Source organism: Candidatus Hydrogenedentota bacterium (assembly GCA_019637335.1).
GTDB lineage: Bacteria > Hydrogenedentota > Hydrogenedentia > Hydrogenedentales > JAEUWI01 > JAEUWI01.
Window position 1 is genome coordinate 173431 of sequence record JAHBVV010000005.1, and the last position, 19884, is coordinate 193314.

The 19884-nt window shown below is 65.5% G+C and carries 18 protein-coding genes; 4 read left to right on the forward strand and 14 right to left on the reverse strand.

What is annotated here, in order from left to right; translation table 11 throughout:
- Positions 1 to 38 precede the first annotated feature (38 nt).
- From KF886_08605 to fliQ, 6 genes are read right to left on the reverse strand one after another with little or no spacing between them, the layout of a single operon-like run.
- A complete protein-coding gene (locus KF886_08605; GenBank protein MBX3177406.1) occupies positions 39 to 905 on the reverse strand; it encodes a MinD/ParA family protein in 867 nt (288 codons plus the stop codon).
- Positions 898 to 2205, reverse strand: coding sequence for a flagellar biosynthesis protein FlhF (flhF, locus tag KF886_08610; protein ID MBX3177407.1), 1308 nt, complete (start codon positions 2203 to 2205; stop codon positions 898 to 900). The genes KF886_08605 and flhF overlap by 8 nt, the downstream gene beginning before the upstream one ends.
- 1 nt (position 2206) lies before the next feature.
- Complete coding sequence (gene flhA / locus KF886_08615; GenBank protein ID MBX3177408.1) at positions 2207 to 4294, reverse strand: flagellar biosynthesis protein FlhA; 2088 nt, start codon at positions 4292 to 4294, stop codon at positions 2207 to 2209.
- Positions 4295 to 5410 carry a flagellar biosynthesis protein FlhB gene (gene flhB / locus KF886_08620; protein ID MBX3177409.1) on the reverse strand — a complete coding sequence of 372 codons (1116 nt, stop codon included), beginning with the start codon at positions 5408 to 5410 and terminating at the stop codon, positions 4295 to 4297.
- A 10-nt stretch (positions 5411 to 5420) separates the two neighbouring features.
- The gene (fliR, locus tag KF886_08625; GenBank protein MBX3177410.1) at positions 5421 to 6188 is read right to left on the reverse strand and encodes a flagellar biosynthetic protein FliR; all 768 of its coding nucleotides are present in this window, start codon (positions 6186 to 6188) and stop codon (positions 5421 to 5423) included.
- 45 nt (positions 6189 to 6233) lie between these two features.
- Positions 6234 to 6506, reverse strand: coding sequence for a flagellar biosynthesis protein FliQ (gene fliQ, locus KF886_08630; GenBank protein ID MBX3177411.1), 273 nt, complete (start codon positions 6504 to 6506; stop codon positions 6234 to 6236).
- Positions 6507 to 6808: 302 nt separating this feature from the next.
- Here fliQ and menB point away from each other — a divergent pair, with 302 nt between their 5' ends.
- Genes menB through KF886_08650 form a run of 4 tightly spaced genes read left to right on the forward strand, consistent with a single transcriptional unit; the run spans position 6809 to position 11090 of the window.
- Positions 6809 to 7633 (forward strand): 1,4-dihydroxy-2-naphthoyl-CoA synthase, encoded by an 825-nt coding sequence (gene menB, locus KF886_08635; protein ID MBX3177412.1) that lies wholly within the window; start codon positions 6809 to 6811, stop codon positions 7631 to 7633.
- Positions 7634 to 7657: 24 nt separating this feature from the next.
- Positions 7658 to 8551, forward strand: a complete 894-nt coding sequence (locus KF886_08640) for a 1,4-dihydroxy-2-naphthoate polyprenyltransferase (protein MBX3177413.1) — start codon at positions 7658 to 7660, stop codon at positions 8549 to 8551.
- A complete protein-coding gene (gene menC, locus KF886_08645; protein ID MBX3177414.1) occupies positions 8548 to 9684 on the forward strand; it encodes an o-succinylbenzoate synthase in 1137 nt (378 codons plus the stop codon). The genes KF886_08640 and menC overlap by 4 nt, the downstream gene beginning before the upstream one ends.
- Entirely contained in the window at positions 9681 to 11090 is a 1410-nt protein-coding gene (locus KF886_08650; GenBank protein ID MBX3177415.1) for an AMP-binding protein, read from the forward strand. Before menC ends, KF886_08650 begins: the two co-directional genes overlap by 4 nt.
- Before the next feature lie 280 nt (positions 11091 to 11370).
- Here KF886_08650 and KF886_08655 read toward each other — a convergent pair whose 3' ends face one another.
- From KF886_08655 to KF886_08690, 8 genes are all read right to left on the reverse strand, one after another.
- Positions 11371 to 12603 (reverse strand): glucuronate isomerase, encoded by a 1233-nt coding sequence (locus KF886_08655; protein ID MBX3177416.1) that lies wholly within the window; start codon positions 12601 to 12603, stop codon positions 11371 to 11373.
- A gap of 68 nt (positions 12604 to 12671) precedes the next feature.
- Positions 12672 to 13727: an FAD:protein FMN transferase gene (locus KF886_08660; GenBank protein ID MBX3177417.1), complete on the reverse strand. Its 1056-nt coding sequence runs from the start codon at positions 13725 to 13727 to the stop codon at positions 12672 to 12674.
- A gap of 4 nt (positions 13728 to 13731) precedes the next feature.
- Entirely contained in the window at positions 13732 to 14955 is a 1224-nt protein-coding gene (gene nqrF, locus KF886_08665) for an NADH:ubiquinone reductase (Na(+)-transporting) subunit F (GenBank protein ID MBX3177418.1), read from the reverse strand.
- 105 nt (positions 14956 to 15060) lie between these two features.
- A complete protein-coding gene (gene nqrE, locus KF886_08670) occupies positions 15061 to 15675 on the reverse strand; it encodes an NADH:ubiquinone reductase (Na(+)-transporting) subunit E (GenBank protein ID MBX3177419.1) in 615 nt (204 codons plus the stop codon).
- Between the two features lie 6 nt (positions 15676 to 15681).
- Complete coding sequence (locus KF886_08675; protein MBX3177420.1) at positions 15682 to 16311, reverse strand: NADH:ubiquinone reductase (Na(+)-transporting) subunit D; 630 nt, start codon at positions 16309 to 16311, stop codon at positions 15682 to 15684.
- A gap of 2 nt (positions 16312 to 16313) precedes the next feature.
- Complete coding sequence (locus tag KF886_08680; protein ID MBX3177421.1) at positions 16314 to 17078, reverse strand: Na(+)-translocating NADH-quinone reductase subunit C; 765 nt, start codon at positions 17076 to 17078, stop codon at positions 16314 to 16316.
- A complete protein-coding gene (locus KF886_08685; GenBank protein MBX3177422.1) occupies positions 17065 to 18318 on the reverse strand; it encodes an NADH:ubiquinone reductase (Na(+)-transporting) subunit B in 1254 nt (417 codons plus the stop codon). Before KF886_08685 ends, KF886_08680 begins: the two co-directional genes overlap by 14 nt.
- Before the next feature lie 16 nt (positions 18319 to 18334).
- Positions 18335 to 19714: a Na(+)-translocating NADH-quinone reductase subunit A gene (locus tag KF886_08690; protein MBX3177423.1), complete on the reverse strand. Its 1380-nt coding sequence runs from the start codon at positions 19712 to 19714 to the stop codon at positions 18335 to 18337.
- Between the last annotated feature and the right edge of the window lie 170 nt (positions 19715 to 19884).

Consider the following 19884-nt stretch of genomic DNA (forward strand, 5'->3'; position numbering starts at 1 on the left):
CGGCTTGACCGATTCACCCTTTCCGGCGGGCGCCCCCCTCACCCATTCCCCGCCAGGCCGAAGCTTTGCGCGAAGCGCCGGAAGAATCCGCCCTCCTTGTGCCCATCCTGCGGCGCATGCTGCTGGAGCAGGCGGCTCGCGATCTGATTCATGCACTGCGACACCGGCGCGTGCGGGTAAGCCACGAGAAACGGCTTGCTCTGCATGACCGCCTGCGACACGTGCGGATCGCGCGCCAGGTGGCCCAGGTACGAGATATTGCGCCCGAGGTAGCGCTGCGACACGCCGGAGAGCTTGGTGTACACCGCCTGCGCCAGCGCCGGATTCGCCACCATGTTCACGATCAGCCGCACTACCGTTTCCGGGCGGTTGGCGTACAGCGTCTTCAGCATCGCGTACGCGTCCACAATCGCGGGGTGCTCGGGTGTCGTAATCAGCAACACCTCGTCCGCCGCCAGCGAAAAGGCCACCGCGTTTCGCCCGATCCCGGCCATCGTGTCGAGCACAATAAAATCGCTCTGCGCCTGGAGGTCGCGCAGGCCGCCAATCAGGTTCTGGCGCCCGACATGCGTCAGGTCCGCAATCTTCGCCAGCCCCGACGACCCCGGCACCACGTAAATGCCCCCCGGCCCGCGCACGAGAATCTCCGGCATCGTCTTCTCGCCCTCGATCACGTGCTCCAGGTTGTGCAGCGAACTCAGCCCAAGCACCACCTCCACATTCGCCAGGCCAAGATCCGCGTCCATCAGGATCACCCGCTTCCCCTGCGCCGCCAGGGCAATCGCCAGGTTTACGCTGGTGTTCGTCTTGCCGACACCGCCCTTGCCGCTCGTCACCGCGATGACGCGCGCCGCCCGGTTCTTGTTCCCGACCATCGTTCTCAATCGCTGCGCTTGATCAGCCACGTCGTATGCCACCTTCCAGGATCAGGTTCGCCAGGATGGCCGGTGAGGCCAGGCAGATGTCGTCGGGCACGTTCTGCCCCGTGCTCAGATAACTCGCCGGCAGGCCGCTTTCCGCCAGCACGCTGAGCATCGCGCCGTATTGGCGTGTTTCGTCGATTTTCGTAAACAGGATGGACGTCGGATTACAGCAATTGAAATTCGCCACGATATTCCGCATGTCCCCCAGCGGCGTGCTCGCGCTCATCACGAGGATCGTCTCGTGAGGCCGCGCCGCTCGCAGACAGCCTTTCAATTCATTGATCTGCTCGAGGTTGAACTGGCTGCCGCCCGCCGTATCGATCAGCACCAGATCGTAGCCCCGGAAAGCCTCCAGCGCCTCCGCCATGTCCTCCTCGCCGTGCGCGATCCTCATCGGCAAACCGATGATATTCGCGTACACCCGCAACTGCTCGGGAGCCGCCACGCGGTACGTATCCGACGTAATCAGCGCCACCCGCGCGCGCTCGCGCACGCTGAAGTGCGCCGCGACCTTCGCCAGGTTCGTCGTCTTGCCCACGCCCGTGGCCCCGCAGAACGCCACCACCCGCGCCGAGCCCGCCTGCACCGCCAGCCCGCCGGTCCCGTGGATGATCTTCCGGATCTCCATGTGCAGACGCTCGGCGAAAACGCGCCGGTCCCGCATGAGCGCCGGGTCGCTGTTCTTGACCGCCGACCCGATCAGGACCGCCGCCACCTTCCGCGAGACGCCTCGATCCACCAGCGCGCGGTAGTGCGGCGCAAACTCCGACGGCAACCCCGCGCCCGGGCTCTCCGCGTACAGCACCTCCATCATCTCCCGGATTTCCTGAAGCTCCCGTTGCAGGGCCGCATTGGGCTGCGCCGGCTCCTGGCGCGGAAAAGGCACCACCGGCGCCGCCGCCCCCGTTGCCTGGCCCTGCGCGCGCGCCACGCCGCCGTTTGGCGAGGAGGCCGCCGGCGAAGCGTTCATCCGCTGCTGGGCGTCGCGCACGAGGCGCTCAAAGTACTCCACCGTCTCCGCCGGGCGCGCGGGGGCGGGCGCGCGGCTCGTTTCCGCGTACTTGCGGGCGGCGGGGCCCGGCGCCCGCACCTGGGCCGCAAGCGCGCCGGCGGGCACGGAAGCCGTCACCTCGACCATCTTCCGGCCAAAGAGCCCGAACAGGCCGCCGTCGCGCACTTCGCTGGTGTTGATCACGAGCGCCTCCGGCCCGAAGCGCCGGCGCACTTCTCGCCACGCTTCCGCCAGGGTGCGGGCGCGGATTTTGTGGAACTCTTGGGCCATCTTATACGCTCACCTGACCCGCGCTCTCCAGGGCCACCGCCGGGTCAATTTCGTTATAGGATAGCACAACGACCTTCGGAATGCGCCGCTCCACAACGCGGCGGAAATAGCGCCGCACCGGCGCCGACGTAAGCACCACCGGGTCGAGCCCGCTGGCGATGAGCGGCTGCAGGGCCCCCGCGCACGCATTGCTGATCGCGTCCGCGCGTTCGGGCGGCACCGGCACGTAGTCGCCCGTCTGCGACGTGTTTACCGCCTCCAGGATCTCCTGCTCCAGCGCCGGCGACAGCGTCACCACGCGCAGCACCCCATCCTCGTCCGCGTAGCCCGCGCAGATTTCCCGCGCCAGCGCGTGGCGCACGTACTCCGTAAGCACCTCCGTGTCCCGCGTGCGCGGCGCGTAGTCGCACAGCACCTCCAGCACCACCTCCAGGTTGCGGACAGACACCCGCTCGCGAAGCAGGTTGTGCAGCACCTTCTGCAGCTCGCCCATGCTCAGCAGCTTGGGAAGCAGTTCCTCCACCACCGTCGGCGCCGATTCCTTCGCGTGGTTCACCAGCGCCTGCACATCCTCGCGCGTCAGCAGCTCGTCCGCATGGCTCATCAGCAATTCGGTCAGGTGCGTCGCCACCACCGCCGTCGGCTCCACGATCGTGTAGCCCAGGCGCTCGGCCTTGTCCCGATCGCGCGCGGGCACCCACACCGCCTGCAGCCCGAAGGCCGGCTCCTGCGTCGGGTAGCCCTCGATTTCCTCCTCCACCAGCCCCGGGTTCATCGCCAGGAAGTGATCCGGCATGAGCTCGTAGGTCGCGATGACGGATTCGCGCAATTTCACCTGGTACTCGTTCGGGCGCAGGCGCATGTTGTCCACGATCCGGATGACCGGAACGATAAAGCCCATCTTCGTGGCGAGTTGCTGCCGGATGACCTGGATACGCGTCAGAAGATCGCCCCCCTGGCCCGGATCCGCCATGCTGATAAGCCCGTACCCGAGCTCGATCTTCAGCGCGTCCACCGTGAGCAGGTCCTCGGTCCGCGCCGGAGGAGGCGCCTCCGCCTGCGCCACCTGCCGCGCCTCCAGCTCGGCGACCTCCAGCGCCTGCCGCACCTGCATCTGCGTCGAGAGGTAGGTGAGACCGGCCAGAAACGCCGCCACCGTCATAAACGGCAGCGTCGGCATCCCCGGCACAATACCGAAGCCCGCCAGCATCAGCGCCGACACCCCCAGCGCCCGCGGATACTTTGTAAGCTGGGTGCTCAGATCGCGCCCGAGGTTCTCGTCGGAAACGGTCCGCGTCACGACCAGGCCGGCCGATATCGAAATGATCAGCGAAGGCACCTGCGATACGAGCCCGTCGCCGATCGTCAGAACCGTGTAGCGGTTCGCCGCCTCCGGGAAGGTCATCCCGAGCACATAGATGCCGATGATCAGGCCCATGAGGATATTGATAATCGTGATGATCAGGCCCGCGATCGCGTCCCCGCGCACAAACTTTGTCGCGCCGTCCATCGCCCCGTAGAAATCCGCTTCCCGCTCGATCGCGCGCCGCCGCTCCCGCGCCTCCTGCTCGGTGAGCAGCCCCGCGTTCAGGTCGGAGTCGACGCCCATCTGCTTGCCCGGCATCGCGTCCAGCGTGAAGCGCGCCGCCACTTCGGAAATGCGCGTGGCGCCGCGCGTGATCACCACGAACTGGATAATCACCAGGATGCTGAAGATCACGATGCCCACCAGCGGGCTGCCCGCCGTCACGAAGCCGCCAAACGCCTCCACCACGTTGCCCCCGTCCGCCTGGCTCAGGATAAGCCGCGTCGTCGCCACGTTGAGGCTCAGCCGGAACAGCGTCAGCAGCAGCAGCAGGGAGGGGAAAACCGCGAATTCCGTCGGGCGCTGCAGGTAGATCGTCGCCAGCAACACCACCACCGACAGCGAAATGTTGATCGTCAGCATTACGTCGATGGCGGTCGTCGGGATCGGGATGATAAGAATCAGCAGAATGCCGATCACCAGCACCGATAGCGCAATGTCCTGGTTCTGGCCCAGGGATCCGAGGATCGCCCCGCCCCGGCTCTGTTCCGCGGGCGCCGCCATCTATCGGCCGCCTTCCGAAGCCGCCCAGGCCGCCTCGCGCGACCGCGCCTTCTCCGCGCGCCGGTCGATCCGGTACACGAACGACAACACTTCCGCCACCGCCCGGTACAGGTTCTCCGGAATCCCCTGGCCCACCTCAATGCTCTTGTAAAGCGCGCGCGCCAGCTCCGGCTTCTGCACGATCGGCACCTCGTTCTCCGCCGCGATCTCGCGGATGCGCTCCGCCACCTTCCGCGCGCCCTTCGCCACCACCACGGGCGTCTCCATCTCGCCCATCTCGTAGCGCAGCGCCACGGCAAACCGCACCGGGTTCGTGATCACCACGTCCGCCTGCGGCACATCCTTCATCATCCGCTGCATCGCCATCTGGCGCTGGAGCTGCCGCACGCGCCGCTTGATGTGCGGATCCCCTTCCAGCTCCTTCGCCTCCCGCCGCGCCTCCTGGTGCGTCATGCGAAGGTCGCGCAGGTGCTGCCAGCGCTGGTAGCCGAAGTCGAAAAGGCCGAGCAGCACCATCACCAGCGCGATCCGCCACCACACCGAAAATACAAGCGCCGCCACCTCATAGGTGATCCCCGCGGGCGTCAGCGCCATCAGCATGATGATCTCGTCCAGCCGGCTGCGCAACGCAAACCAGACGACCGTTACCACCAGCACGAGCTTCAGGATGGACTTTATCAGTTCAATGAGCGACCGCAACGAAACGAAGCGCTTGAAGCCGCTGATCGGGTTAACGCGGGAGAACTTCGGCGTGATCGGCTTGGGCGTCAGCAGCAGCCCAACCTGCATCACGTTGGACACCACGCCCGAAACCACCAGTACCAGCGCGATGGGGAGGACGCACAGCGCAAGCACCCAGATCGCGCCGGCGGCCAGCCCCGCCAGGCTGCTCCGCTCCGGCGTGATCTCCGGCGCGTGCGCTATGTAATACCGCGACGACGCCAGCAACGTCTCAAACATGCTCTGGCCGAACAGAACGATGCCAAGCAGCGCCACGGCCAGCGCGATGCCCGCACTGAGGTCCTGGCTCCGCGCAATGTTCCCCTCTTCGCGCGCGCGCCGGATTTTCTGCGCGCTCGCCGGGAGTGTCTTTTCGCCGCCGGTGTCTTCCGCCACGGATCAGCCCTCAACCCAGCCCGCGAATGAGCAGGTCCACCCGCTCAAACGTCCGGTGAAACATCCCATCCAGGATACGCACGTAGATTCCAATGCTCAGCGCCGTGATAAACAGCCCCGTCGCGATCGTCAGCGGAAATCCCACCACAAACAGCTGGATCTGCGGGATTACACGCCCGATCAGGCCCATCGTCACGTACGCGAGCATCATCGAGGCCGCCACGGGAGCCGCAATTATCAGCCCGTCGATGAACATCGCGTCGCCCCAGCGGCTTACCTCCCAGAGCAGCGCGGGCCGCGCCATGAAGCCCCCGATCGGGATGACCTTGAAGGTGTGCGCGAGCCCGATGATCATGAGGTGATGGAGGCTGGTGACAAGCATATAGAGCACCGCGAGAATAAAGAGGAAGAAACCGAAAATCGGGAACTGGGTCTCCAGCGCCGGGTTGAACACGTTCATCATGCCGAAGCCCGTCTGCAAGTCCATGATCTGGCCGCCCACCTGCACCGCCGCAAACACAAGACCCACCACAAAACCGATCATCAGGCCGATCAGAAACTCCCCGATCGCAAGCACCGCAAACGGAAGCGCCGCCGAAGGAAGACCCGTCTCCAGCACCGGAAGCAACGGCGTAATCAGCATCGCGCCGAAAAAGGCAAGCCCGATCTTCGCCGCCACCGGCACGTTCGTCGATCCCAGCACCGGCGCGGATACCATCAATCCCGAGAAGCGCACCATCACGAGCAGGAACAACTTGAAGATTTCAATCTCGGCCATTCCGACACGCTTTCTCCGGCGCTGCCGGGCGCCGCGCCGGCGCGCCTACCGCAGCACGATCTGATCGAAATTTCCGTACAGTTCCTGGACAAAACGCAGGATCGTATCGGACATCCACGGCAGGAACAGGATGAACGCCACCAGCACAAAAACAATCTTCGGCACGAAGGTCAGGGTGATTTCCTGGATCTGGGTAACCGACTGGAAAATACTGATCACCAGCCCGACGACCATTCCCGTCAACAGCATCGGCGCGGAGGCCAGCAAGGTGACCAGCATCGCCGTCTGTCCGATGTCTACGATATCATCAACCGTCATGAAAACCCATCCGGCGCCCGCCCGGGGGCGCAGCCTTCGAGCCATGGGAACACAATACCACAACATATAGTGTCTGTCAAGCGAGCCGTGCGTCCTAAAACTAAAATTGACAACAGGTTGCGCCCGGCTTCCATCCCTCGAATCCGCCCGGCGGCCTACATATAGTAGTCGCTCTCCGCTGGCGGCCACGGGCCGGTTCCTGATACACTATGCGCCTGGCAACCCATGGCGCGTACGCGGCGGCGCTCGGCCCCAACCGGCCCGCCAACACACGCCCCACCCGCACCTGAGGAACAACCGGCATGGCATCGATTAACTGGACCACAGCCAAAGAATACTCCGAAATCCTGTACCACAAGGCCGACGGTATCGCGAAAATCACCATAAACCGGCCCCACGTGCGCAATGCCTTCACCCCCACGACCAATGACGAGATCAGCGACGCGCTGCGCGACGCCCGGTTTGATTCGAATGTCGGCGTCATCATTCTCACGGGACAGGGCAGGGAGGCCTTCTGCTCCGGCGGCGACCAGAAGATTCGGGGAGAGTCCGGGTACGTCGACGGCGGCACGGGCGTGCATCGCCTGAATGTGCTCGACCTGCACCGCCAGATCCGCACCCTGCCCAAGCCCGTCATCGCGATGGTCGCCGGCTACGCCATCGGCGGCGGCAATATCCTCGCCATGGTCTGCGACCTGACCATCGCGGCGGACAACGCGATTTTTGGCCAGACCGGCCCGAAGGTGGGCTCCTTTGACGCGGGCTATGGCTCCGCGCACCTGGCGCGGATGGTGGGCCAGAAGAAGGCGCGGGAGATCTGGTTTCTCTGCCGCCAGTACAACGCGCAGCAGGCGCTCGACATGGGCCTCGTGAACACCGTCGTGCCTTACGACCGGCTCGAAGAGGAGACGGTGCAGTGGTGCCGCGAAATCCTGGCGAATTCGCCGACCGCCATCCGCTGCCTCAAGGCCGCGCTCAACGCCGATGAAGACGGCCAGGCGGGCCTCATGGAGCTCGCGGGCAACGCCACCTCCCTCTTCTATCAGACCGAGGAGGGCCAGGAGGGCCGCAACGCCTTCAACGAGAAGCGCAAGCCGGATTTCAGCAAGTTCCCGCGCAACCCCTGACCCCGCGCGAATCAACCCCGTAGAGTGCTTCCCAACGTGCATCCCGCAAAGATATGGCTGCTGGCGGCCCGGCCCAAGACCCTGGCGGCCGGCCTCACGCCCGTTCTCATCGGCTCGGCGCTGGCCGCCGGCGCGGGCGCGTTCCATCTCACCGCGGCGCTCTGCGCGGGCCTCGGCGCCCTCCTGATCCAGATCGGCGCCAACTTCGCCAACGATTACTTCGACTTCGTAAAGGGCACGGACACCGAGGACCGTGTCGGGCCGCTCCGCGCAACGCAGGCGGGGCTCGTCGCGCCCAAGACCATGCTCGCGGCCACCATCATCGTCTTCGCGCTGGCCTTTCTCCCCGGCGGCTGGCTCATTTACCGCGCGGGCTGGCCTTTGCTCGCCATCGGTGTCATTTCCGTGGTGTGCGGCCTGCTCTACACCGGCGGCCCCTACCCCTTGGGCTACCTCGGCCTCGGCGATGTGTTCGTCCTCGTGTTCTTCGGGCCCGTGGCCGTCGGCGGAACCTACTACGTCCAGGCGCTGGAACTGCCCACCGAAGTCCTCATTGCCGGCCTGATGCCCGGGCTCTTCTCCACCGCGATACTGACCGTCAACAATCTCCGCGACGCGGACACGGACGTGCGCACGGGCAAGCGGACCCTGGCGGTGCGCTTCGGCAAGGGATTCGCCCGCTGGGAATATCTCGTCTGCATCGTGCTCGCGGCCGGCGTTATTCCCGTCTACCTCTGCGCCCGCGCCGGCGGCAATTGGGCCGCGCTGGCAGGCTGCCTCGTGCTGCTTCCCGCCGCGCGCATGATCCGCACCGTCTTCACCTCGGCGGACGGCGAAACGCTCAACACCGTTCTGGCGAACACGGGCAAGGCGCTCCTGATCTTCGGCCTGCTGTTCTCGGCCGGGTGGCTGTGGTGAAGATCGCGCGGGCCGAAGTCTTCGCCTACCGGCTGCGCCTCGATTCCCCGATCCCCTTGCGCGGGCGCGATCTGCCGGAACGAACGGGCCTCCTGCTGCGCCTCGAATCGGAATCCGGTCGCCAGTCGTGGGGCGAGGCCGCGCCGCTGCCGGGCTTCAGCCGCGAGACGGTAGCCGCATGCCGCCGCAAACTCGAAGAAGCCCTCGCCGCCCTCCGCAGTCTCGAAGGCGGCGCGGAGCGGGACTCCATTCGCGGGCTGCGCGCCTTTCGCGGGCCCATCGCGCACAGCGCCTCCTACTTCGCGGTCGAATCCGCCTGGCGCCGCCTCCAGGCCGAGGATCACGGCGTCTCCCCCTGGCACGACAAGGCCCCGGATCGCGCGCCCATCATCCAGCTCAACGCGCTTCTCGCCGGAACCGAGGAACGCATCCTCGCGCGCGCGCAAGAGGCCGCAACGCAGGGGTACCGCGCGGTGAAGCTCAAGGTCGGGCGGGACCGCATGACCGACGACATCCGCGTCGTGCGCGCAGTCCGCGAGGCCATCGGCCCCGGCGTCGCGCTGCGGCTCGACGCCAACCAGGCCTGGTCCATCGAAGACGCCGTCCTGTTCGGCAAGGCCGTCGCCGCATCGGATATCGCCTACATCGAAGAACCCTGCCAGCAATTCGGCGACCTGCCGGCCTTTCGTCTCCGGACCGGAATCCCCTACGCCATCGACGAGTCGATCTTCACCGTGCACGACATGCTGCGCGGGCGCGGGAAGACCCCGCTCCCCGAGCGAGCGCTCGCGGGCATCGTCCAGGAAGCGGAGGCGCTGGTCTGGAAGCCCACGCTCGTGCACACCCCGACCCTCGGCGACCTGCTCTTTCACGACGTGGCCCAGGGCCAGTCCAGCCGCATCGTGATCAGCGCGGCCTTTGAGTCCGGCGTGGGGACCGCCGCCCTGGCCAACTACGCCGCGATGTTTGCCTCGCCGGACACGCCAGCGGGCCTCGACACCTACACCTGGATCGCCCCGGACATTCTCCGGGAACGCCTGCCGCTACAGGGGGGGGCCGCCGACCTCAACGCGATCAACGCCGCCGCTGAAACGGTGGATACGGATCGCCTCACCCGGGTGTGGGCGCTATGACGGCCTGCAACTGCCCCGTCGCCGCGCTGGCGGCCGAAAATCCCAACGGCCTGGCCATCTGGTCGCCCGAAAAATATATCTCGTACGCGGAGTGGCACGCCGCGATCGTCAACGCGGCGGCGTCGTTCCGCGACGTGGGCCTTGATGCGGGCGGGCGTATAACTTTCTCCCTACCGCTCCGGCCCGGGGCCCTGACCATTCTGCTCGCGGCCTTTCGGGCCGGCATCGTGGTCTGCCCCCTGGATCCGGCGTTTCCCGAGGAATACCGCCAGAAATTCGTGCGGCGCTTCGACGCCAAGTACGATATGACCTGGGACGGCGTCCCCCTGCCCGTTCGTTCGGAGGCGGAACGCGCCATCGTCCCCATGGCGGCCGAGCCGCATCCCGGCGAATTCATCTGGCCCGATCTCGAAGGGCCCGCCACGGCAATCCTCACCTCGGGCAGCACCGGAACGCCCAAGATCGCCGTCTTGAGCCTCGCGAACCACCTGGCCGCCGCGCGCGCCTCCAATGCGAACATCCCGCTCGGGCCGGACGACGCGTGGCTGATGTCCCTGCCGCCACACCATGTGGCCGGCCTGGGCATTCTCTTCCGCTGCCTCGCGGCCGGCGCCATGATCGCGTTTCCAGGCGATCTGCCGCTGCGCGAGGCCATCGAGCAGAGCGGCGCCACCCACCTTTCGCTCGTCCCGGCGCAGTTGGCGCGCCTGCTCGACGGCGGCCCGGTCCCGCCCCTGAAAGCCATCCTCCTCGGGGGCAGCGCCATCCCCGCGCGCCTGCTGGACCGGGCTTTCGACGCGGGGCTGCCGGTGCACACCAGCTATGGCATGACGGAAATGGCCACGCAAGTCGCAACGTCGCCGCCCGGCGCCTCCCGTGCGATGCTAAGCTCCTCCGGGCGGCCGCTGATTCCGGGGACGCTCCGCATCGGATCGGACGGACGCCTGCACGTCAACGGCCCCGCGCGCTTTCTCGGGTACTGGATCAATGGCCAAATCGAAATGCCGTATAACTTCGAGGGATGGTTCGCCACGGGCGACTGCGGCCATCTCGACGAAGACGGCTGCCTGCACGTAACCGGGCGCGCCGACAACATGTTTGTCGCGGGCGGTGAAAACGTGCAGCCGGAGGAGATCGAGCGCGCCCTGCTGCGCCTTCCCGGCGTGGCACAGGCCGTCGTCGTCCCGGTTCCACACCCCGAGTTCGGCGCGACGCCCGTGGCCTTCGTGGAGACGGACGGACCGCTGGATCCGGACGCGATGCGCGCCGCCCTGGCGCCGGCCCTGCCGCGATTCAAAATCCCGCGGCGCATCCTCCCCTGGCCCGAGGGCCTCGCAGGCGGGGGCATCAAGATCGCCCGCGCCGCATTTATCGAAGAAGCCATACGCAGGATCGAGAAAGAATAGGTGTAATACTTTAGCGGAATGACGCTGGCCTGAATCCTCGGCGACACAATCCCGCGTTGCAACGGAAGTGCGGACCAATGGGAGCGCGGGCGGCCCGCCCGCATCGCGCCGAAGGCGCGAATTTGATTCGTGGCGCCAGCCCGGGCCGATCTTCTTCCCGATCAAAGGTGTCGATATTGCGATCACGCTATGCACCTCCGGTGCATTGCAGGCGGGGACTCAGGCATTGCCGCCCGAGAGAATCGCGCACGATCCCAGACATCCTCCACCCGCCCCGGCGCTACAGCTTCAGGTCGATGAAGCGCCAGAAATTTCCGCCCAGCAGCTGCGCGGCGTCACGCTGGATCTCCGCCTCGCTGACCGTCCATCCGGCCTCGACGAGATCCGCGTACTTGTGCCGGAGCACCTTCGCGATAATCTCTCGGGAATGGCGCCACTTGTAGATCACCTGGTCCAGAACGCGCGCGTCGGAATGCTGGGGAATGACCGACGGCCCGAGCAGTTCCAGGCGCATTTCGGTCATCTCCTGGATGAGGCTGGGGTTGTTCAGGAACCACCAGCAGCCGAATATCAGAAGGTTGCGGAACTTCCGCCCGGTTACGCAGAGGCTGTGCTGGTCCTCGCGGGAGAGGGTGGTGATCATGAACTTGTTGTGCGGGTATTTCGCGCAGAGGTATTCCACCGGCTTCATGCTCGATGGCGCCACGCTGTCGCCGGCCAGCCGCAGCAGCGGGTTGATCTGGCGGGTCACCCCGATCATCATCGCGAACGGGATGTTGAACTCGCGCGCAACGGGGAGAATGCACTCCTCGATGAGCACGGCCCGGGCGGACTCCTCGGGCATCATGAAGTCGGGCGGCAGCGACACCGCCATGTAGAGCGCCTTCATCCGTTTGACCCAGTCGGTCAGGAACCGGCGCACCTCGGCCCGGGTTTTCTCGTTGAGCGACGGCTCCACGTCGTAACCCCACCCCTTCAGCATCTCGTAGCTCCCGCCCCAGCCGTTCAGGAGCGGGTCGATGCGGAGCACGCCGTAGAAGCGAGCGTCCGTCTGATAGGCGCCTTCCCAGACCGGACGTTCCTGCGGGTCGAAGGGGTCATTCGTCATCACGGCGCACTTCAGGTTCGCCACTTCAAAGACCCGGTCCACGTGCCCGGCGGTGTCCTGCGCGGCGAACCAGGCGCGATACCCGTGGAGATCGCGCGCGGAAACATCCAGCCCGAGCGCGTCCAGCACCGTGATCACCCCACGGCATGCCTCGCTGATCGGGCTGTTCTCGATAAAGAGCGTCTTCCAGATCGCGTCGGCCTGGGCCGGCTTGTCGAGCGCCCAGAACTGCTCGTACGGCATGTCCGACAGCCGGAAAAACTCGGCGATGAGATAATGGTAGGTGAGCAGCTCGTCGATACCCCAGAGCAGAAGGCCGCCGAAGTCGGTGGCGTAGAGGTGCGTGTGGATGTCCGTGACGGGCGTTTCGGTGACGGCGCGGTTGACCGCCGCGCGAAGTCCCACGGCGTCGCCGCGGGAAAAGACGGGCGTTTCGGGTGCGTTCATGGTGCTCCTGCTGATTCGTTCTGGCGTCAGGGGGCGCTCGGGCGCGCCACCACATACGGGGCGAAGGCGGGCGTCTCGCGAACAAGCAGTTCGTCGCCCTCGCCGTGAACTATAAACAATACCGCGAGGTCATGCGCCCGCGCAAAGGCCTCGCCGGCGTCGGGGCCGAGCGCCATCAGCGCGGTGGCGTAGGCGTCCGCAAGCGCGCATTCCTCGTGAATCACGCTGGCGGAGGCCAGGGCGTGGTTCACCGGCTGCCCGGTTTTCGGGTCGATCGTGTGGGATACGCGGCGCCCGCCGGATTCGTAGAAGTTTCGGTAGTCCCCGGATGTCGCCAGCGAGACCCCGTCGAGCGCCACGACCTCCTGCACGGCCCGCTCGTAGTCGCGCGGCTTCTCGATCGCGATCCGCCAGGGCACGCCATTGGCGTTGCGCCCCGCCGCGCGGACCTCGCCGCCGACCTCGACCATGTAGTTGGCGTGGCCGAGGGCGTCGAGCGCCGCGGCCGCCCGGTCCACGGCGTAGCCTTTGGCGATCGCGGAAAGATCGCAATACACGCCGGCCTCCGCCTTGGTGACCGTTTTGGCCTCGGCGTCGAGCGCCAGCTTGTCCGGCCCGGTCAGCGCGCGCAGCCGCGCGATCTCCTCGGGCGGCGGATCCCGGCCCGCTTCCGGGCCAAAGCCCCACGCGTTCACCAGCGGCCCCACGGTGATGTCAAAGGCCCCGCCCGATTTCGCGCCAACTTCCACCGCCAGCGCGATTACCGCGAAGGTTTCCTCCGACAGGGGAAAGGGCTCTCCGGCGCCGTGCTGATTCAAGCGCGAGATTTCCGAATCCGGCTTGTAGGTCGACATCAGGCCGTCCACCCGTTGCAGGGCGGCGTCCACCGCCGCAGCCGCGGAATTGGTCGCGGCGGGATCCAACTCGCCCACGACCTTCACATGGTAGGTCGTGCCCATAATCGCGCCGGAAAGCACGGTGGTGTCCGGAACGGGCGGGCGGCGCGTGCAGCCGGCCGCCAGACAGCACAAGAGCGCGGCGAGGGCCGCGCTCTTGAAAGCGATTGGTCGGGGGCGGGACACGGGTTCAGCCGAAGTCGTCGTAGGCGATCATGTCGTCTTCGACGCCCAGGTCGTGCAGCATATTCGTGACTGCCGCAAGCATCATCGGCGGGCCGCAGAGGTAGTATTCGATGTCCTCCGGCGCCGGGTGTTCCTTCAGGTAGTTCTCCAGCAGGACCTGGTGAATGAACCCGGTGTGGCCGGTCCAGTTGTCCTCGGGAAGCGGCTCGGAAAGCGCCGTGTACCACTTGAAGTTCGGGTTCTCCGCCTGGATCGTGTCGAAGTCGTCCTCGTAGAACATCTCGCGCTTGCTCCGCGCGCCATACCAGAAGGTGACCTTCCGGTCGGTGTGGACCCGGCGGAACTGGTCGAAGATGTGCGAGCGCATCGGAGCCATGCCGGCGCCGCCGCCCACAAAGCACATCTCGCGCTTGGTTTCCTTCGCGAAGAACTCGCCGAAGGGCCCGGAAATGGTCACTTCATCGCCCGGCTTCAGGCTGAAGATGTAGGAGGACATGATGCCCGGAGGAATACCCTCGCTCCGCGGCGGCGGCGTGGCGACGCGCACGTTGAGCATGATCACGCCCCACTCTTCCGGGTAGTTCGCCATGGAGTAGGCGCGGGTGACGGGTTCGTCCACCTTGGACACATACTGCCAGAGGTTGTACTTGTCCCAGTCGGGGCGGTATTCCTCGCCGATGTCGAAATCCTTGTAGTGGACCTCGTGGGGCGGGCATTCGATCTGGATGTAGCCGCCGGCGCGGAACGGCACGCTCTCGCCCTCGGGAAGCTCGAGCACGAGCTCCTTGATGAACGTGGCCACGTTGTCGTTGCTGCGCACCTTGCACTTCCACTTCTTAACGTCGAAGACTTCGGCGGGGATCTCGATCGAGAGGTTGTTCTTGACCTTCACCTGGCAGGAGAGGCGGCAGCCCTCCTTCGCTTCGCCGCGGCTGATCCAGTTCTCTTCCGTGGTGAGAAGCGATCCGCCGCCATCCTTGACGTTGACCTTGCAGACGCCGCAGCTGCCCTTGCCGCCGCAGGCGGAGGGGATGAAAATCTTGTTCTGGGCGAGGGTGTTGAGCAGGGTGCCGCCCGCCGCGGTGGTGATGGCCTTCTCGGGGTCCCCGTTTATCGTGATGGTCACGTCGCCCGACGCCACGAGCTTGGATTTCGCGGCGAGCACCACCGCGACCAGCCCGAGAATGACGGCGCAGAACATCACCACGCCCATAAAAATGGTTGTCATCGGGAAATCTCCTTCGTGCCTGATCCCGTTGAAGGCCTGAACAACTACAAGAAACTTCGCGGCGCCCCGCCGCCTCCACCGCCATCCCGGGGCCGCGCCCGGCCCTTAGAGCTGGATGCCCGAGAAGGCCATGAAGCCGATGGCCATCAGCCCGGTCACCAGGAAAGTAACGCCCAGGCCGCGCAGGCCCGCCGGCACGTTGCTGTACTTCATCTTCTCGCGGATCGCCGCCAGCGCCGTGATGGCGAGCAGCCAGCCCACGCCGGATCCCAGCCCGAAAGTCACGCTCTCGCCAAAGGTGTAGCCGCGCTCCACCATGAACAGCGACGCGCCAAGAATCGCGCAGTTCACCGCGATCAGCGGCAGGAAAATACCCAGCGACGCGTACAGCGTCGGAACGTACTTGTCCAGCACCATTTCCACAATCTGCACCATCGCCGCGATCGATCCGATGAAAGTCAGGAAGGAAAGAAAGCTGAGGTCAACATCGGCCAGGGACCCGCTCAACCACGCCATCGCGCCGGGCGCCAGAAAAAGCTGGTAGATGAGGTTGTTCAGCGGCACCGTAATGCCGAGCACGAAAACCACCGCGCAGCCCAGGCCGAACGCGGCGTCCACCTTCTTCGAGCAGCCGAGGAAGGTGCACATGCCCAGGAAAAACGCCAGGGCCATGTTCTCGATGAACGCGGAGGTTGTAAAAATACTGAGGTGGTGCTCAATCATGGCTCAACTCTCCTCGATTTGCTCGGGCTTCCACGTGCGGACCGCCCAGATGAAGAACGCGATCAGGAAGAACGCGCCGGGCGCAAGCACCATGAGGCCGTTCGTCGTGTACCAGCCGCCGTCCGTGTCCGGGCGCAGCAGCATGACCCCGAAAAGCGTCCCCGAACCGAACAGCTCGCGAAAAAATGCCACCACCATCAGCACGATGCTGTAGCCCACGCCGTTGCCGAAGCCGTCCAGCGCGCTCATGTAGGGGCCGTTCTGCATGGCGTAGCCTTCGGCGCGGCCCATCACGATGCAGTTCGTGATGATGAGGCCCACGAACACCGAAAGCTGCTTGCTGATGTCGTACACGTAGGCCTTCAGGATCTGGTCCGTCAGGATCACGAAGGTCGCGATAACCGACAGCTGCACGATGATGCGGATCGAAGGCGGGATGTTGTTGCGCAGCAGGCTCACCACAAGCGACGAGCACGTCGTGACCGCGATCACCGCCAGGCACATCACGAACGACGTTTCCATCTTCGTCGTCACGGCCAGCGCCGAGCAGATGCCCAGCACCTGGAGCGCGATCGGGTTGTTGTTGAACAGGGGGTCGAGTACGGTCTCGCGTTCTTTCTTACCGAATTGCATGATCAACCGCTCCGATGTTCGCGGAAGGTCTTCAGCCAGGGGCCAAAACCTTCCTCACCCAGCCAGAATTCAAGCATATGCGTCACGCCGCGGCTCGTGATCGTCGCGCCGCTCAGGCCGTCAATGCTGTGCGGATCCTCCGCCGCGGGGCCGGCCGCGCCCTTGATCACGTGGATGGCCACGTCGCCGTCCTCGTCATACGCTTTGCGCCCGGGCCAGCGGTTCTTCCACTTCGGGTTGTCCACTTCGCCGCCAAGGCCCGGCGTTTCCTTGTGATCGTAGTACGTAATCCCGCGGATCGTGTTCGTGTCCGCGCCGAGCGCCAGGTAGCCGTACAGCGTGCCCCACAGGCCCTTGCCCTCGATCGGGAGCACAAGCATGTCCACCTTGCCGTCCTTCATGACCTCGTAAATCTGGACCTTCTCGGGGATGGCCTTGATCTGGGCCATATTGGGCGACGGCGTCATCAGGGGCACGCTGTCCGGGTCAAAATTCGCGGGGTCGACGTCTTCGGCGACGGTGTCCGCCTTGAGGTCAACAATCAGCGGGGTGATGGACTGGAATTTTTCGCGGATTACCTCGGCGCTCAGCGATTCGCCCGGCTTCACCAGATTGGCCGCCTGCAAGACGCTCTTCTGCTTATCCAGGGTCTGGTTGATGACCTGCCGCTCCTTGAGCACCACGGCGGCCGTGGCCAGCAGAACCGAGCACCCCAGGCACAGGGCGAGCGTAAACCCGTAGGTATACTTCGTACTAAACTGCTGCATATCGTGCCAACCTTCTCTTGATGTTGGAGCGCTTCGCCATCCAGTCCAGGAGCGGGGAGAACATGTTCATAAAGAGGATGGCCAGCATCATGCCTTCCGGATAGGCCGGGTTCACCACGCGGATCAGGATCGCGAAGATCCCTATGAAGATGCCGTAAATGAAGCGGCCGCGATCCGTGTACGGCGCCGACACGGGGTCCGTCGCCATGAAGACCAGCCCGAAGGCCCAGCCGCCCAGCACCACCTGCCAGTGGAACGGCACGTTCATGAGCGCGTTCGTCTCGGAACCCACCGCGTTGAGCAGCAGGGTGATCGCCAGGCTGCCGATCACGCCGCCGGCCATGATGCGCCAAGACCCGATGCCCGTCAATATGAGCAGGGCCGCTCCAAGGAGGCACGCCAGCGCGGAGGTTTCGCCCATCGAACCCGGGATCGTGCCCAGGAACGCGTCCAGCCAGCTGACCCCCATGCCGTCCAGCGCGGATCGCCAGGCGTCCGGCGCGCTCGGGTCCAGGCTGCCCGCGATGCGGCCCAGCGCCGTCGCGCCGCTGTAGCCGTCGATCTGGTTGGCCTCGGTAACCGCGGTCCAGACCTTGTCGCCCGAAATCTGCGCGGGGTACGCGAAGAACAGGAAGGCCCGCGCCATGAGCGCGGGATTGAAGATATTCATCCCCGTGCCGCCGAAGACTTCCTTGCCCAGAATCACGCCGAAGGAGATGCCGAGCGCAACCTGCCAGAGCGGGATCGTGGGCGGGAGAATCAGGGGGAAGAGCATCCCCGTGACCAGAAAGCCCTCGTTGACCTCGTGGCGCCGGATGATGGCAAACGCCACTTCGATGTGGCCGCCCACGATGAAGGTAACGAGGAGAACGGGAAGGTAATACAGCGCCCCGTGAAAGACGCAGGCCAGCGGGTTGGTCGCGCTGTAGCCGAAGCCGAGCACGTCCATCACCCAGCCGCGCCAGCTTTCGGCCGAGGCCCCGTCCGCCAGCGCGATATTCGCCTGGTACCCGGTGTTGTACATGGCCACGAGAATGCACGGGATCAGCGCAAAAACCACCGTCACCATCAGGCGCTTGAGGTCCAGCGTGTCCCGAACGTGCGAGGCGCCGCGCGTCACCTGCCCCGGCGTGAACAGGAGCGTGTCGTGGGCCTCGTACATCGGGTAGAGCTTTTCCAGCTTACCGCCCTTGTGGAAGAGGGGTTCGAATTTATCGTGTAGCTCGCGAAGGAATTTCATAGTCGGACCGCCTCGGTTACCCTTCTTTTTCGATGGTGGTGAGGTTTCGGCGGAGAATTGGGCCGTAGTCGTACTTGCTCGGGCACACAAAGGTGCACAGCGCAAGATCTTCCTCGTCCAGCTCCAGGCATCCGAGCGCCTCGGCGTCCTCGATATCGTCCACGATAAGCGCGCGAAGGAGGAAGGTGGGCAGCAGGTCGAAGGGCATCACGCGCTCGTAGCTGCCAATAGGCACCATGGCGCGCTCCCCGCCGTTCGTGGAGGTTCCAAAGTCGAACTTCTTTTCCGGGATCAGGCTCGACAGGTAGGCCGACGTCACCGAAAACCTCTCGATGCCCGGATCCAGCCAGCCCAGGAACACGCGCTCGCGATCTTCCGCCAGTACGCTAACCTGCTGGTGAAAGCGGCCCAGATACCCGTGCACTTCGCCCATGGCGGCCCGTCCGGAGAGCACGGATCCCGAAATCAAGCGGTTTTCGCCGTCCGCCAGCTCGCCGCGCGCGAGATCGTCAACCGAGGCGCCGATCCGCGTCCGCAGGAGGCGCGGGCGCGTCACGGCGGGCCCGCCCAGGGCCACAATCCGCGCCACATCCAGCTCGCCCGTCCGGATCAGGTGGCCGATGGCCAGCACGTCCTGCAGGCCGATGTGCCACACCGTCCGGTGGTGGCTGACCGGCGCGATGGCGTGGATGTGAAGGCCAGCCGTGCCCGCCGGATGCGGCCCCTCGAACTCGTGCACCTCGACATTCGGCTCCCTGCCCGGGCGCAGCCGCGCGGCCGACGAGCGGCAGAAATGCACCTTCCCGCTCGTAAGCTTCGCCAGCGCGCGCATCCCGGCGTCCAGGTCGGCCTGGCGTCCTTTGGCGATCACGTCGGTGTCCGGCGCCAGGGGGTTGCTGTCCATCGCCGTAACGAAAATGGCGTAGGGTTCGGTGTCCAGCTTCGGCGTGCGGCTGAAGGGCCGGGTGCGCAAGACCGTCCACAGGCCCGACTCCACGAGCAGCGCGCGCATCGCGTCGCGGTCGTAGCTGGCCGTGTCGCCGCCCCGGTACGCGTCAAAGGCCACGCGATCGTCTTCACCGGTCTTGCCGCCGCGCTCGTTCTCGTTCAGTTCGATCACGACCGACAGCAGCGCGCGGCGATCGCCCCGGTTAATCGCTATGATCTTGCCCGCCGCGGGCGCGGTGTGCACCACGCCGGGCGTCTTCTTGTCCTCGAAGAGCGCCTGGCCGCGCTTCACCGTGTCGCCTTGCTGCACGAGAAAACCGGGCTTCATGCCCACGTAATCGGCGGCCACAATAGCGGCCCGTCCCGGTGTCGGACCGGCTTCCACCACCTGCACCGGAGCCCCGGTAATAGGTAGATCAAGGCCCTTCATGAATTTGTACTTGGCCATAAGGACGTTCCCGTTGGAGGTCTGCTGTACTTCTGGTCGATGAAGCGCGTACGAGAGGGACGCCGCACCTGGACTGGCGGCCGGCCCAGGGATGCCGACTCGATGCCAAAACGGGACGATTATGCCATACCCCCGCGCGCCCATACAAGCCGGGGGCGATATGCAACCAT

Bases quoted from the DNA above. Each gene is read 5' to 3' on its own strand.
- flhF (MBX3177407.1), bottom strand. From the start codon at position 2,205: ATGGCCCAAGAGTTCCACAAAATCCGCGCCCGCACCCTGGCGGAAGCG.
- fliR (MBX3177410.1), bottom strand. From the start codon at position 6,188: ATGGCCGAGATTGAAATCTTCAAGTTGTTCCTGCTCGTGATGGTGCGC.
- KF886_08650 (MBX3177415.1), top strand. From the start codon at position 9,681: ATGACGGCCTGCAACTGCCCCGTCGCCGCGCTGGCGGCCGAAAATCCC.
- menB (MBX3177412.1), top strand. From the start codon at position 6,809: ATGGCATCGATTAACTGGACCACAGCCAAAGAATACTCCGAAATCCTG.
- nqrF (MBX3177418.1), bottom strand. From the start codon at position 14,955: ATGACAACCATTTTTATGGGCGTGGTGATGTTCTGCGCCGTCATTCTC.
- fliQ (MBX3177411.1), bottom strand. From the start codon at position 6,506: ATGACGGTTGATGATATCGTAGACATCGGACAGACGGCGATGCTGGTC.
- KF886_08680 (MBX3177421.1), bottom strand. From the start codon at position 17,078: ATGCAGCAGTTTAGTACGAAGTATACCTACGGGTTTACGCTCGCCCTG.
- KF886_08690 (MBX3177423.1), bottom strand. From the start codon at position 19,714: ATGGCCAAGTACAAATTCATGAAGGGCCTTGATCTACCTATTACCGGG.
- KF886_08685 (MBX3177422.1), bottom strand. From the start codon at position 18,318: ATGAAATTCCTTCGCGAGCTACACGATAAATTCGAACCCCTCTTCCAC.
- KF886_08675 (MBX3177420.1), bottom strand. From the start codon at position 16,311: ATGCAATTCGGTAAGAAAGAACGCGAGACCGTACTCGACCCCCTGTTC.
- flhA (MBX3177408.1), bottom strand. From the start codon at position 4,294: ATGGCGGCGCCCGCGGAACAGAGCCGGGGCGGGGCGATCCTCGGATCC.